This is a genomic window from Oceanobacillus sp. GQ8 (assembly GCF_059758495.1).
Window position 1 is genome coordinate 608,335 of record NZ_JCAXEV010000002.1, and the last position, 15,230, is coordinate 623,564.

Genomic DNA, 15,230 nt, shown 5'->3' on the forward strand with positions numbered 1-15,230 from the left:
TGGATCTGAAGGAGATTTGAAATATGGAAAAAATCATCGTAAGAGGCGGACACCAATTGAACGGCACCGTTAAAGTGGAAGGTGCGAAGAACGCCGTATTACCTGTTCTAGCCGCAAGCCTTATTGCAAGTGAAGGGAAAAGTGTTATTACAGAAGTCCCTGAACTAGCTGATGTATATACTATAAACCAAGTATTAAGCAATATGAATGCTGAAGTACACTTTGAAAATAATATTGTAACAGTAGATGCTTCAAAAAAATTAAAGACGGAAGCACCATTTGAATACGTACGAAAAATGCGTGCATCTGTACTCGTGCTTGGACCATTGCTAGCACGTTATGGCCATGCGAATGTAGCAATGCCAGGCGGCTGTGCTATTGGATCACGTCCAATTGATCTTCATTTAAAGGGCTTCGAGGCAATGGGAGCAGAAGTACATGTAGGAAATGGTTTTGTAGAAGCGCATGTAAATGGGCGTCTTAAAGGTGCTAAAATTTACCTCGATATGCCAAGTGTTGGTGCCACAGAAAATATCATGATGGCAGCTGCTCTTGCTGATGGAAAGACCATTCTTGAAAACTGTGCAAAAGAACCAGAAATCGTAGACTTAGCTAACTACCTGAATAAAATGGGCGCGAAAATAGTAGGTGCGGGAACAGAAACGATCCGCATTGAAGGTGTCGAAAAATTGTATGGTACGGAACACGCAATCATTCCTGACAGAGTAGAGGCTGGTACATTCATGGTTGCAGCAGCTATCACTGGAGGTAACGTTCTAATTGAAAATGCTGAAAGTGAACATCTACGTTCTGTTATCTCAAAACTTCAAGAAATGGAAGTAACTATAAAAGAAGAGAACGGCGGCCTTCGGGTAATCGGACCGAAATCACTGAAAGCAACGGATATTAAAACATTGCCACATCCAGGCTTCCCTACGGATATGCAATCCCAAATGATGTCACTCATGTTATGCGCAGAAGGTACAAGTGTTATTACGGAAACGGTTTTTGAAAACCGCTTTATGCATGTAGAAGAATTCCGTCGTATGAATGCAAAAATGAAAATTGAAGGGCGCAGTGTATTTATTGAAGGTCCAAGTGACCTGCAAGGTGCCGAAGTAGCTGCTACAGACCTTCGTGCTGCTGCTGCTCTAATTTTAGCTGGATTACGCGCAGACGGCTATACAAGGATTACGGAATTAAAGCATCTTGATCGTGGCTATGTAAACTTTGCTGGAAAACTTGCTTCACTTGGTGCTGATATCGACCGAGTAGATGAAAATGGCGATTCAGTTGAAACCTTTGCACAGGAAGACTTTCAAGAAGATGGCTATGTAGCAAAACTTTCATAATATAATCAAATACTAGATCCAAAAACGTAAAGCAGAGGAACTTATTTCTTCTGCTTTTTGTGTACCTTCATTTTTTATCATGAACATTCAGTATATTTAGTATTCTTTACTACCGAATATATACATACTAAATGCTGGGTGCGTGTGTGTTTTTATATGCCCAAATTATTCAATAGGTGCCTGCCCTCATTCTTAAAAGCACAAATTATTATTGATTGTTGCATTATGACTAATCTTGTCATAATTCTGTCTTTAAATTTTATTAATTATATGTTAAAATTGAAAGAAAATTACTAACAATACAAAAAGAAGGGGCAGACACCATGAAGTTATATTTATCGGTAGATATGGAAGGAATTACTGGTCTACCTGATTATACATATGTTGATTCCAGTAAGCATAACTATGAGCGCGCAAGAAAAATCATGACCGAGGAAACAAATTATGTCATAGAATCAGCGTTCCAACAGGGATGCACAGAGATAGTGGTTAATGACAGTCATTCTAAAATGAATAACTTATTAATTGAAGCTCTTCACCCAGAAGCCTATTTGATCACAGGAGAAGTAAAACCTTATTCTATGATGCAAGGGCTTGACGATTCCTTTGATGGTGCCATGTTTATTGGTTACCATGCCAGGGCAGGTCAATTTGGTGTCATGTCACATGCAATGATTCATGCAGTCCGAAACTTTTTTATTAATGACCATGTAATCGGAGAAATGGGATTGAATGCCTATTTAGCAGGCTACTATAATGTTCCATTGCTAATGGTTGCTGGAGATGATCAGGCGGCAATGGAAGCAGAAGAACTGGTTGAAGGTATCACCACTGCTGCGGTGAAGACATCGATTTCTCGTTCTTCGGTTAAAAGTCTTTCGCCGAAGAAGGCAGGGGAACTCCTAACAAAACAAGTTAAAACAGCACTACAGAATAGGCAGAAAATACAGCCGCTCGTTCCACCAGACCGCCCGGTACTCCGGATAGAGTTTACGAACTTTGGACAGGCGGAATGGGCTAACCTAATGCCAGGTACTGAAATAGAGCCAGGAACGACAATTGTGCGTTATGAGGCTAAGGATATCAAGGAAGCATACCAGGCAATGCTTGTTATGACAGAGCTGGCCATGAATACAACATTTTCCTAGAGGGGGCAGGCGTTAATGTTGAAATACATAGCAAAACGACTACTGATTATGGCTGTTACACTCTGGGTCATTGTTACGCTTACCTTTATTCTAATGATCACGATCCCAGGTTCGCCACTAAACAGTGAACGGAATACAAATGAAACGGTACAAGCAAATTTAGAAGCGCATTATAATCTCGACGAGCCTTACTATGTCCAATATTTTTTATACATAAAATCAATTGTAACCTTTGATTTTGGACCATCGATTAAACAACCGAACCAAACGGTAAATGAATTGCTTGGAAGAGGATTCCCTATATCATTTGAACTGGGGATTATTACGATTGTCGTAGCTTTGCTTTCCGGTATTATTCTTGGAATTCTGGCGGCTTTACGACATAACGGAATCATTGATTATCTGGCAATTAGTTTAGCGGTGCTCGGTATTTCAATTCCAAACTTCGTGCTTGCCACATTACTAATTCAAAAACTGGCTGTTGATTGGAACATTCTGCCACCAGCTACCTGGTCAAGTCCAGCGCATATGATATTACCTGTTATTGCTCTAGCAACAGGGCCAATGGCAATTATAGCTCGTCTCACGCGTTCCACTATGCTAGAGGTGCTTACACAGGATTATATTAAGATGGCAAGAGCAAAAGGGCTTTCGCCATGGAAAATTGTCCTAAAGCATGCATTGAGAAACGCCTTAATGCCTGTGGTAACCATTATGGGGACATTGCTTGCAGGTATTTTAACTGGAACGTTTGTCATCGAAAAAATATTCGCTATTCCTGGCATGGGGCGGTATTTTGTGGAAAGTATAAACCAGCGGGATTATCCAGTTATTATGGGGACGACTGTGTTTTATAGTGGCTTTTTGATATTTATGCTCTTTCTAGTAGATATCATATACGGTATTTTAGATCCTAGAATTAAGCTGCACAAAAAGGGGGGAGCATAACATGGATCCAAACAAAATGGAGCAATCTCCTGCAACAATCCCTGATGAGTGGTTCAAATGGAAGGGGAAAGATGCCGATGCTGCTGAAACGGTTGCGCGCCCATCTTTGTCGTACTGGCAGGATGCATGGCGTAGACTAGTGAAAAACAAATTGGCCATGGCGGGACTGCTCTTCCTAATTTTACTTACGCTTTTCTCAATATTTGGTCCAATTCTATCTCCATATGAGGTAAACAAGCAGGATTTGCCAAACCAATACCAGCCACCTTCATCTGATCACTGGTTTGGAACAGATAATGCAGGGCGGGACGTATTTACACGTACATGGTATGGAGCCCGCATTTCCTTGTTTGTCGGCTTAATGGCAGCACTTATTGATCTATCGATTGGGATCATCTACGGGGGACTGTCTGGATATAAAGGTGGACGCACAGATAATATCATGATGCGTATTATTGAAGTGCTATATGGTCTGCCATATTTACTTGTCGTCATCCTTTTGTTAGTGGTACTCGGTCCAAGTTTGACCACGATTATTATTGCGTTAACCGTAACGGGCTGGGTTGGAATGGCTCGAATTGTGCGAGGGCAGGTTCTGCAAATTAAAAACTATGAATTTGTCCTCGCTTCCAAGTCGTTCGGCACCAAAACGCCACGGATTATCAGGAAAAACCTGCTACCAAATACGATGGGGCCAATTATTGTCCAGATGACATTAACTGTTCCAAGTGCTATTTTCGCAGAAGCATTTCTGAGTTTTCTTGGTCTTGGTATACAAGCACCTTATGCGAGCTGGGGTGTAATGGCTAATGATTCGCTGGGGGCGATTTTATCTGGTAATTGGTGGACACTGTTCTTTCCAGCGTTTTTCATATCCTTTACCATGTTTGCATTTAATGTATTAGGTGATGGACTACAGGATGCCCTGGATCCAAAACTGAGGAAGTAGGTGACAAGATGGAAAAAATACTCGAGGTAAAGGATCTTCATGTAACCTTCCGTACATATGGTGGAACGGTAAAAGCAGTAAGAGGTGTCAATTTTCATTTAAATAAAGGGGAAACTTTAGCCATTGTAGGGGAATCAGGGTGTGGGAAAAGTGTAACCTCCAATGCAATTATGCGACTGATCCCAGATCCTCCTGGCAAAATATCCAATGGCTCGATTCGATTCAAAGAGAAAGAGATTACGAGATTGACAGAGAAACAAATGCGATCGATTAGAGGGGTAGACATCTCGATGATCTTCCAGGACCCTATGACTGCCTTAAACCCTACATTAACGATTGGCACGCAATTGGTGGAAGGACTACAGCAGCACCGAAAGATCTCTGCAAGTGAGGCAAAGGCCAAGGCGCTTGATATGTTAGAGCTTGTTGGGATCCCTAATGCAGTTGAACGTCTAAAACAGTATCCACATCAGTTTAGTGGAGGCATGCGCCAACGTATTGTGATTGCCATGGCTTTAATTTGTGAACCAGAGCTGTTAATAGCAGATGAGCCTACCACTGCACTTGATGTAACCATTCAGGCGCAGATTTTGGAGCTCTTCGAGAAAATACAAGATGCAACTGGTGTGTCCATCATTTTAATAACACACGATTTAGGTGTTGTAGCAAAAATAGCTGATCGTGTTGCTGTGATGTATGCCGGAAAGATTATCGAGGTCGGGGACAAAAGAGAGATCTTCTACGAATCGCAGCATCCCTATACAAAGGGGCTGTTAAATTCAGTGCCACGACTAGACCTACAAGGCGAGAAACTGACGCCAATTGATGGAACACCACCTGATTTATTCTCACCTCCTGAAGGATGTCCGTTTTCAGCAAGATGTCCATTCGCCATGGAGGTGTGTGATAAAGTTTACCCCGTAACAACGGTGCGATCCACTTCACACGAAGTAGATTGCTGGTTACAGGATGAAAGGGCAAAGCAGTTATTGGCTACTGCCGAAAAATAAGACAGAGGGGGCAATAAGGATGAGAAAGAAGTTACTTGTTTTACTGATGGCTGCTATGGCGATATTTGTTTTAGCAGCGTGTACTGCCAATGAGAACGCAGGCACAGAAACGGACGAAGGTGAGGAAAACACTGGAGAAGAAGGAAACACAGCTTCAGATGAAAAAGTTCTATACATGAATAACGGGACAGAACCAACTTCATTTGACCCTGCAGTAGGGTTTGATGCCGTTTCTTGGAACCCATTAAATAACTTAATGGAAGGTCTAACGCGATTAGGTGAAGGGGATACCCCAGAAGCTGCGATTGCGGAGAGCTGGGATCTATCTGATGATGGGAAAACCTATACCTTCCACTTACGTGAAGATGCAAACTGGTCTAATGGCGACCCAGTTGTGGCAGAGGACTTTGTCTTTGCTTGGGAACGTCTCTTAAACCCAGAGACTGGCTCAGCAGCAGCGTTTCTAGGTTACTTTATTGAAGGTGGAGAAGCGTACAACAGTGGAGAAGGATCCGCTGAAGATTTAGGAATTGAAGCAGTCGATGAGAAAACATTTGAAGTAACATTGGCAGCACCAACTGGATACTTTCTACATGTAATATCTAATCCTGCCTTCTTCCCTGTAAACGCAGCCGTTGCAGAAGAAAACCCGGAATGGTTTGCTGAGGCTGATTCCTTTGTCTCAAACGGACCGTTTGCCTTGGATTCATGGGAGCATGACAGTGAGATGGTATTCGTTAAAAATGAAGAATACTGGGATGCTGACACAGTAAAATTAGATAAAGTCCACTGGGCTATGGTAAATGACACGAATACGGAATATCAGATGTTTGAATCAGGAGAACTTGATGTAACCGAAATTCCATCTGAGATGGCCGAACAATTAATTAATGAAGATAGTGTTGTAATTGAAGATCAAGCAGGTCTGTATTTCTACCGTTTTAATGTAACGAAGGAACCTTTCCAAAATGCAAAAATCCGTAAAGCATTTGCTTTGGCTGTTAACCAGCAGGATATCGTTGACTATGTAACGAAAAATGGTGAAGGAGCAGCAACAGCCTTCGTATCACCTGGATTTGAAAGTCCTTCTGGCAATGACTTCCGTGATGAAAATGGAGACTTGGTTGAATTTAATCCAGAAGAAGCAAAACAGCTGTTAGAAGAAGGAATGGAAGAGGAAGGCTATGACGAGCTTCCTGAAGTTACACTATCTTACAGTACTAGCGAATCACACAAAGCCATTGCAGAGACACTGCAAAGCGCGTTTACAGACAACCTTGGCATTGACGTTGTACTAGAAAATACAGAAGCTAGTGTGTTCTTAGATGACCAGAAAGCATTGAACCACCAACTTTCAAGAAGTTCATTCATCTTTGACTACGGCGATCCTGTAAACTTCCTGGAAAGCTTTATCACAGATTCTTCTATGAACCGAACTGGCTGGTCAAATGAAGAATATGATGAGTTAATTGCCAATGCGAAAACAGAAACAGATGAAGAAAAACGTTGGGAGTATATGTATGAAGCTGAAAAGCTGTTAGCTGAAGAAATGCCAATCTTCCCAATCCATTACTATAACCAGGTGCATATGTACCAAGATTCTGTCTCAGGCATTGTACGTCACCCAGTAGGTTACGTAGAACTGAAATGGGCAGATAAAAGCGAGTAATATAAGGAAAACATGATAAGGAAAGTCTCACTAGACTCCGAGCGCTAAAGCCGGGCGATGCTGTTCCTAAATCGGCGGCATCAAGGCTCCTATTCACCTTATTAATAAAGAGTTAGCTCCTTTACGACTTACCAGTAAAGGAGCTAATTTCTACATACATAGTTGTTAGGGCAATCAAGGGTTGCCAACGGTTAATTTGATTGGAATAAGAGTAACGCTAACGCTTCTTATAGCAAGTAGATATTTACATAAATGATGAAAATAAAAGAGAGTGGGGTTACCATGATTCGTCCAGAAAAGCTGCAAAAAGGGGATCATATTGGAATAATTGCACCTGCAGGGCCAATCGATATAGAAAAGCTAAAAGCAGCCGTTCCCTTCTTAAAACAGCTAGGGCTCCGTGTTGTTTTTGGCAAGCACGTCCAGAAAACAAATGGCTACCTTGCTGGAACCGATCAAGAAAGATTGGATGACCTTCATGACATGTTTGCCAATCCTAGTATTAAAGCGATCCTTTGTGCGCGTGGCGGATATGGAACAGGGCGAATTGCCACGAAACTAGATTATGAGCTTATAAAGAATAACCCTAAAATTTTTTGGGGATACAGTGATATTACGTATTTACATACAGCCATACGGCAGAACGCAAGTCTTGTAACCTTCCATGGTCCAATGGCCACATCCGATATTGCTAAGCGTGATTTCGATGAACTAACCGCTTCTCGCTTTAATCAACTGTTTAACCCAGAAGTTTTCACATACACGGAGCATTTATCACCCCTACACGTTATTTCGCCTGGTGAAGTAGAAGGGGAACTTGTAGGCGGCAACCTTTCCTTAATAGTCAGTACACTGGGCACCCCTTTTGAAATGGATACAAAAGGAAAAATTGTCCTTATTGAAGACATTGGGGAAGAGCCATACAAGGTGGACGGGATGCTGAACCAGCTGCATGTATCGGGAAAGCTTGCAGATGCTGCTGGGTTCGTTGTTGGTGATTTCGCAAATGGTGCATCGACACTTGATTCTAGTTTTACACTAACTGAGGTTTTGAATGAATATTTTCATGCACTAAATAAACCTGTGCTTTCAGGCTTTAAAATTGGGCACTGTTTCCCACATGTTGCTGTGCCACTCGGTGTGAATGCAAGGCTCTCCAGTAAGGAGAAAACACTTAAGGTAGACCCAGGTGTTGTTAAGGAATTGGAGGAGATTTTATGAACATTAACAGTATAGAAACCTTTCGAGCTGCTATTCCACTTCATACGCCATTTAAAACAGCACTACGCACGGTTACCGTTGCAGAAACGGTTTTAGTGAAAATAACGTGTGATAATGGGGTTACAGGTTGGGGAGAAGCTCCGCCAACCCATGTTATTACTGGTGATAGCCTGGCAGGAATGGAATTTGCGATTAATGGGGTCGTGAAGCCAATTATAATCGGAGCTTCGCTGGATCAACGAGAACATATATTTGAAATGATAGGAAAGGGTCTCATCGGTAACTATAGTGCCAAAGCGGCTGTTGACATGGCTTTGTATGACTGTCTAGCACAGCAAGCAGGCATGGCACTATCTTCTTTTCTCGGTGGATACAAAAAAAGCATGGAAACCGATTATACGGTGAGTGTTAACACACCAGAAGAGATGGCACATGACGCACAGCTTTATGTCGAAGATGGTTTTTCGATATTAAAGGTGAAAGTAGGCAAGGACCTAATTGAAACCGATATAAAAAGGATCCAGGCAATTCGTAAACAAATTGGCCCCAATGTGAAAATTCGTTTGGATGCAAATCAAGGCTGGAAGGCGAAAGAGGCAGTCCGCGCTATTCAAAAGATGGAAGATCTCGGTCTTGATATCGAGTTAGTGGAACAACCCGTCAAAGCGAGTGATTTAGAGGGATTGCGACATGTGACCAGTCATACCGACACGTTAATTATGGCTGACGAAAGTGTCTTTACCGCAATAGATGCAAAAAAGGTACTGGAAACAAGAGCTGCGGACCTCATCAATATTAAGTTAATGAAGGCAGGGGGCATACACGAGGCTATAAAAATAGCAAAGCTAGCTGCTATTTACAATGTGGAATGTATGGTTGGCAGTATGATAGAGACAAAGATAGGGATTACAGCAGCTGCCCATTTTGCAGCAAGTCAGCCTAATATAACGAGATATGATTTTGACGCCCCGTTAATGCTTACAGGTGATATCCTCCAAGGAGGAATTGCGTACGACCAGTCCACCATTAACTTGGGAAGTGATCCAGGCCTTGGCATAATAGGGATTAATGAAAAGTTTATTCAATCAAAAAACACAGTGAGATAAAGGCAGAAAGGAGCGAAATCATGGTTAAACAATCGTTTGATCAATTTTCCGATTCATTATACGTAACGGCAGTCCAGGTTGCTACCGTATGGACTTCTCCAAACTCGGCTCGCGATATCGATAGGTTGGGGGTAACAGTACCAGCTGATGTAAAGCAATGGATTAATGAACTAACCTATGAACAAAATTTAGCTTTATGCGATGAAAATAGGGTGCAAAGCCAATTACTATATGGACAGCCAGTGATTATAACAGAGACAAAAGGGGACTGGGCACATGTTGTGATCCCCGATCAACCATCGAAGAAAGACGAGCGCGGTTATCCAGGCTGGGTTCCGAGGATACAATTACTAGAGGTTGATAAAGAAGACTGGCAATCTGAGCATACTGTAGCTGTAATCAGCAAGAAGGCTTGGTTAGAAACGGAAGCGGGTCAAAGGGAGATAGAGCTTAGCTATCTTACAATGCTACCAGTAGTAGAGGTCGGAGGTACCCGGGTTGAAGTGAAAACACCACATGGGAATCGTTTCTTACAATCTGAGGAGGTTACTGTCTTTCCGTCAGCTCAAGGATTAGAAAAGGGGAATGGCAAGGCAATCGTGGAAGCGGTGGAAGCCTATACGGGACTCGACTACTTTTGGGGTGGAATGAGTGCGTACGGCTATGATTGCTCTGGACTCGCCTATGCTGCCCATAAAGCGAATGGTTACCAGATTGCCAGAGATGCTGGGGATCAAGCCAAATCGGGTGTTGACGTTCCATTCAATGCATTAAAGCCAGGTGACTTGCTGTTCTTTGCCTATGAAGAAGGAAAAGGGCGGTTGCATCATGTGGGCATTTACTACGGTGATGGTAAGATGCTGCACTCACCACAGACTGGAAAAGGAATTGAAATTATTGAGCTGGCTGGTACTATTTATGAAAAAGAGCTTTGTGCTGCAAAACGTTATTGGCTCGATACAGAGGGGACATAGGCTATGAACGAAAAACTACTAGAAGTCAACCAGTTAAAAAAGCATTTTGATGTAGGAAAAGGGAAGGTTCTCAAAGCAGTCAATGACGTATCCTTTTATGTCAACCGAGGAGAGACCTTTGGATTGGTAGGCGAGTCTGGCTGTGGTAAATCTACCATAGGTCGTACTATTCTGGGACTTTACGAGAAAACAGAAGGTGATGTTATCTATGACGGATTAGATGTACACAGCCTAACTGAGAAAGAAAAATTCAAAATTTACCGGAAGATGCAGATGATCTTCCAAGATCCATATGCATCTCTAAATCCCCGTTCTACTGTGCGTGAAGTAATAGCTGAACCAATGGAAGTACATGGTCTATTTAAATCCAAACGGGAACAGTTAGAGCGGGTATATGAACTGCTGGAAGAAGTGGGATTAAACCGCGATCATGCCAATCGGTATCCCCATGAATTTAGTGGCGGACAACGTCAGCGGATTGGAATAGCAAGAGCACTTGCCTTAGAACCAGAGTTTATTATTGCTGACGAACCAATTTCTGCACTTGATGTATCCGTACAAGCACAGGTTGTCAACTTATTAAAAGAGCTGCAAGTAGAGAAGGGGCTAACTTTTCTATTTATTGCTCATGATCTTTCTATGGTAAAGCAGATATCTGACAGAATCGGTGTGATGTATTTAGGTAATCTTGTGGAGCTTACATCAAGTAAGGCATTATATGATGATCCATTACATCCATACACAAAAGCGCTTCTTTCGGCTATACCGATTCCTGATCCGGATATTGAGGAAAGCCGGGAACGTATCATACTCGAGGGGGAGCTGCCTAGTCCGATTGATCCTCCAAGTGGTTGTGTTTTCCGAACTAGATGTCCTTTTGCAATGGAAGTGTGCTCAGAAATTAAGCCTCCTTGGCAGGAAGTTGAACAAGACCATTATGTTGCTTGTCATCTATATAATAATGAAGTAGAAAACAAAACACCGTTAAAGGAACCAGCCGTCCAACGTTAAGAAGAACGTACGAAAAGGAACGGTTATAAAGAAGGAAAAGCCTACGTAAAAATGCGTAGGTTTTTTTAATTCTTCAGTTCTATTGCTATCTCTTTTTGTATACGTTTAATAGTGGGATTGCTAGATTTAATATGAAACATAAACCACAAAGAATGGGGGATTGTGATGAAAAAAGGACACTATAAAATTGGTAAAACCAACAAACTAAAGAAGAAAACCATACAAGAGCGGATAAATGCGAAGCAGAAAACACCCATTACAACGAAAGCTCCCAAGAAAGAGATGAGTAAAAACAACCTCTTATTAAAAAGTAAAAAGAATCACTACTTGGGGAAGCAACCAAAGAAATGGAAGCTGCCAACAGCTATCCTCCTAACAAGTCTTTTCTGCCTTATTTTGCTTATTCCTACTGTAATAGTTGTAACGTTTGGGGATGCTACAGGGAATGAAACAACAAGTCAGGAAAAGAAGGCAGAGGAATCCGTTGAGTTGGAATCTTCACCCTTTTCGGTAGCTGTCATGCGTTCGAATTTAGAAAAGGTGGATAACGTTCCTTTGGAGACATATGTAGCCGGAGTGGTGGCTTCTGAAATGCCAGTCGAATTCGAAATGGAAGCATTGAAAGCACAGTCCCTCGCAGCAAGGACTTACATTGTGAACTACAAGTTGCATGGCGATATAACGGAGGAGGCAGATGTAACGGATACTGTCCAGCACCAGGTTTATAAGGATGAAGCAGAATTGCAAAAGCTGTTTGGTGATGAGTACCAGGAAAAAATGAATAAAATCAAAGAAGCAGTGAATGCGACAAAAGGAGAGGTGCTTACCTATAAGAAGGAACTGATCACACCAGCATTTTTCTCCACTAGTAACGGCTTTACAGAGAACTCAGAGGATTATTGGAAGGATGAGCTTCCATATCTCCGCAGTGTGGAAAGCCATTGGGATGAAAACACACCTAAATTCCTTGACCAGCAAACCTATTCGATCGACCAAGTCGAGCAAGCACTTGCTACAAAGCTTCCGTCTGATAAGGCGCTCTCAATCGAGATCACCAGAACAGATGGGCAACGGGTGCAGGAGCTGACGATAAACGGGGATGCATTTAGCGGGCGGGAAGTAAGGGAGAAGCTGGAATTGCGTTCAAGCGACTTTACGATAGAACAAAAAGATAATCATCTTATCTTTACTACGAAAGGCTATGGCCATGGCATTGGCATGAGTCAGTATGGAGCAAATGGGATGGCTGAGGAGGGGAAAACCTATAAAGATATTGTGAATCATTATTATAAGGATGTTGAAATTAGTACTGTAACAGATACAGCACCAGCCCTCGTTGTGAAATAGACGAGGGTTTTTGCTTTTATATGGGATTACTTCCATTCGTGAGCGGAGCAAGTATCGTAAGAGAGCATTGGTATCGGCCAAGAGTGTCGAAGTATGAGCCGAGAGCGTTGCAGTATCAACTGTGAGGTCTTGAGTACCTCTATTCAATCACAACTTTGCCCTAAAAATCTCTAACATTTGAATGGATGAACCTCTTACTATCCCCGTCTTTTTAAATAAAATGCATCAATTCATAAAATTTTTTTTCTCTTCATGTATAGATATCCCGTTTTCTGATCAGAATGGTTGTTGAGGTGATGATCAATGAATGAAGAAAACAAAGCTTCAAAAAACAAATGGAGCCGTATTTTCAAGAAAAAATGGTTTTTTCCAGCAGTCTATTTAACAATTGCTGCCTTGCTTCTTTCCGTTGTTGTATGGTATCAGAATACGGAAAACCAGGTCCCTGATGCACAGGAAGACCAGGAAAACTATGTTCCGACACCAAATGATGAAGAAGCAGAGCCTGTTTTAGAACAGCAAGAGATTATTCAAATGCCATTAGCGGATCAGGGACAAGCAGAAATCGTAACTAAATTCTATGATTACAACGCAGAACAAGAGGATCAAGAAAATGCTCTGGTTCTCTACAACAACCGTTACTATCAAAGCACAGGTGTAGACATTGCAACAGCTGAAGGTGAAGCTTTCGAAGTTGTCTCTGCACTGACTGGAACGATTGATGAAGTAAAAGAAGATCCGCTTTTAGGAAATGTTGTCGTGATTTCGCATGAGAACGATGTTAAAACTTACTATGCTAGTCTTGAAGAGGTAAGTGTAAAAGCAGGCGCAGAAGTTAAACAAGGTGAAAAACTAGGAACTGCAGGTAAGAACTTGTTTGGACAAGCTAGTGGAACACACGTTTATTTTGAACTTAGAAAAGAAGATAAGCATGTAAACCCAGAGGATTTCTTTAATCAGCCGGTAAGTAGCCTAGATAGCGCTACAGAAGAAGCGGTAGATAGCACAGAGTCCGATGAGACAACAGAACCATCTGAAGATGAGGCTGTCGAAGATGAAGCTTCAGAAGAAAATGCAGATGAGAAAGATAAGACAGAAGAAGACGCTCCTGCAGATGAAGAGGAAGATGAGACATCTAACGAAGAAACAAATGATGCGACCGACTCATCCGAGAGTGCATAATTAATTTAAGGAAAGATCCTGGGACTTCTAATAGAGTCCAGGATCTTTTTTTGGTTTCTTAAATATAAGAACTTCCTTATATACGAGAATGCTATGTTATCCCTGCGAATTTTGTCGAACGATCGTCAATTTACAGGGGGTGAAATGTGTTATTATAAACATTAATAGAATATCTTGTTGATAATTAGCGAATAAAATAGTGATCTTCTTCTAAGTAAAACGGTAAAAGGATGGTAGAAAGGAGATTCCCTACTATGGTTACGCCTTCAATATTTATCTCAGATAAAGAGAAAGATAACCTATCACTAAGAGAGCTTATGGAAATACTTTACCATGAACACCCTGAAGATACCGTAATAGAATTAACGAGAAAATGGTGCTTACAATCAAATTCGGATGACATTCTCAAGAAGGGAATGGAGTTTCTTTATATGAATGGTTTTTATAAAGACCTAAAAGTCCTGATTGAGAAAAATAGCCAATCCCCAACTTCCACAAATCGAATGTGGGCAGCTGTTTATCAAAACATTTTGGATCGAAGGCTTAAAAAGTATACTCCCCATGAATCACTTCTAAGAATCAAGCATATTGAAACAAAAGATCCTGAATTAAAGTGCCTGGTAGAATTTTTTAAAGTTACAACGTATTACGAGTTAAATCAATTCAGCAGGTTAGGAAATTTCCTCGCTATACAACCTGAATTATTCGCGGTTGTGGAAGACAAGCTGTTGCTTTCTTATTTCAAAATAAGACTTAATCAGATTCTGCTTACCTATCACCTTACAAGAAACGAGCTCATCATGGCCCGAAAATATGCTTTCAGGGTTTTGAACCAAACACAAAATCCAAGAACGATGGCGAGCATGCATATAAAACTAGGTTTATCCTATACCTTTGATACGTACTTCCAGGGAATGTACCATCTTACCGAAGCGGTAAAGATTGCCAAACAGCACAAGTTGGATAAAGTAGTAAAGCTTGTGAAGGAGCGTAATATTCCCTTCCTTTCCGCCCATTTTAATCAGGTTGAAAATATATCATCGCCAGACCCTAGTGAACAGGCGCATATAGAAATCGCGAAAGGAAACACTCAAAGGGCAATTGAGCTATTAGATGACCTACCTTTAGACAGTCCCTTCCAGTTATATTACCTTGGTAAAGCCAAACAAGATAAAAACCTACTTCTTCAATCCTATAACTTTTTTATTGAAAAACGGAGTGACTACTTCTTTAGTAGACTACCACTTTCGTTGCTAAAGAAACTGTAAGACTGAGGGGGAAATATCACCCCTCATCCATCATTCTTTCATCCC

At 41.5% G+C, this 15,230-nt stretch carries 13 protein-coding genes; all 13 read left to right on the plus strand.

Annotated elements, in window-relative coordinates; translation table 11 throughout:
* Positions 1–23: 23 nt before the first annotated feature.
* The 13 genes from murA (at position 24) to AC6CHS_RS07970 (ending at position 15,185) form a co-directional block, all read left to right on the plus strand.
* The gene (murA, locus tag AC6CHS_RS07910) at positions 24–1,352 is read left to right on the plus strand and encodes a UDP-N-acetylglucosamine 1-carboxyvinyltransferase (protein WP_498235419.1); all 1,329 of its coding nucleotides are present in this window, start codon (positions 24–26) and stop codon (positions 1,350–1,352) included.
* A 323-nt stretch (positions 1,353–1,675) separates the two neighbouring features.
* Positions 1,676–2,500 carry a D-aminopeptidase DppA gene (gene dppA / locus AC6CHS_RS07915; RefSeq protein WP_498235421.1) on the plus strand — a complete coding sequence of 275 codons (825 nt, stop codon included), beginning with the start codon at positions 1,676–1,678 and terminating at the stop codon, positions 2,498–2,500.
* 15 nt (positions 2,501–2,515) lie between these two features.
* The gene (locus AC6CHS_RS07920; protein WP_498235422.1) at positions 2,516–3,448 is read left to right on the plus strand and encodes an ABC transporter permease; all 933 of its coding nucleotides are present in this window, start codon (positions 2,516–2,518) and stop codon (positions 3,446–3,448) included.
* 1 nt (position 3,449) lies between these two features.
* Positions 3,450–4,397 (plus strand): ABC transporter permease, encoded by a 948-nt coding sequence (locus tag AC6CHS_RS07925; RefSeq protein WP_498235424.1) that lies wholly within the window; start codon positions 3,450–3,452, stop codon positions 4,395–4,397.
* A gap of 8 nt (positions 4,398–4,405) precedes the next feature.
* The gene (locus AC6CHS_RS07930; RefSeq protein ID WP_036578463.1) at positions 4,406–5,407 is read left to right on the plus strand and encodes an ABC transporter ATP-binding protein; all 1,002 of its coding nucleotides are present in this window, start codon (positions 4,406–4,408) and stop codon (positions 5,405–5,407) included.
* 19 nt (positions 5,408–5,426) lie between these two features.
* A complete protein-coding gene (locus tag AC6CHS_RS07935) occupies positions 5,427–7,076 on the plus strand; it encodes a peptide ABC transporter substrate-binding protein (RefSeq protein WP_498235426.1) in 1,650 nt (549 codons plus the stop codon).
* Between the two features lie 252 nt (positions 7,077–7,328).
* Positions 7,329–8,297 carry a S66 peptidase family protein gene (locus AC6CHS_RS07940; protein WP_498235427.1) on the plus strand — a complete coding sequence of 323 codons (969 nt, stop codon included), beginning with the start codon at positions 7,329–7,331 and terminating at the stop codon, positions 8,295–8,297.
* Positions 8,294–9,403 carry a dipeptide epimerase gene (locus tag AC6CHS_RS07945; RefSeq protein ID WP_498235429.1) on the plus strand — a complete coding sequence of 370 codons (1,110 nt, stop codon included), beginning with the start codon at positions 8,294–8,296 and terminating at the stop codon, positions 9,401–9,403. The genes AC6CHS_RS07940 and AC6CHS_RS07945 overlap by 4 nt, the downstream gene beginning before the upstream one ends.
* A gap of 20 nt (positions 9,404–9,423) precedes the next feature.
* Positions 9,424–10,377 carry a C40 family peptidase gene (locus AC6CHS_RS07950; protein WP_498235431.1) on the plus strand — a complete coding sequence of 318 codons (954 nt, stop codon included), beginning with the start codon at positions 9,424–9,426 and terminating at the stop codon, positions 10,375–10,377.
* 3 nt (positions 10,378–10,380) lie between these two features.
* On the plus strand, positions 10,381–11,388 hold the full coding sequence (locus AC6CHS_RS07955) for an ABC transporter ATP-binding protein (protein ID WP_498235433.1): 1,008 nt from the start codon (positions 10,381–10,383) through the stop codon (positions 11,386–11,388).
* Between the two features lie 165 nt (positions 11,389–11,553).
* The gene (gene spoIID / locus AC6CHS_RS07960) at positions 11,554–12,735 is read left to right on the plus strand and encodes a stage II sporulation protein D (RefSeq protein ID WP_498235435.1); all 1,182 of its coding nucleotides are present in this window, start codon (positions 11,554–11,556) and stop codon (positions 12,733–12,735) included.
* 303 nt (positions 12,736–13,038) lie between these two features.
* A complete protein-coding gene (spoIIQ, locus tag AC6CHS_RS07965) occupies positions 13,039–13,917 on the plus strand; it encodes a stage II sporulation protein SpoIIQ (RefSeq protein ID WP_498235437.1) in 879 nt (292 codons plus the stop codon).
* Positions 13,918–14,171: 254 nt separating this feature from the next.
* A complete protein-coding gene (locus AC6CHS_RS07970; protein WP_498235439.1) occupies positions 14,172–15,185 on the plus strand; it encodes an AimR family lysis-lysogeny pheromone receptor in 1,014 nt (337 codons plus the stop codon).
* Positions 15,186–15,230 lie beyond the last annotated feature (45 nt).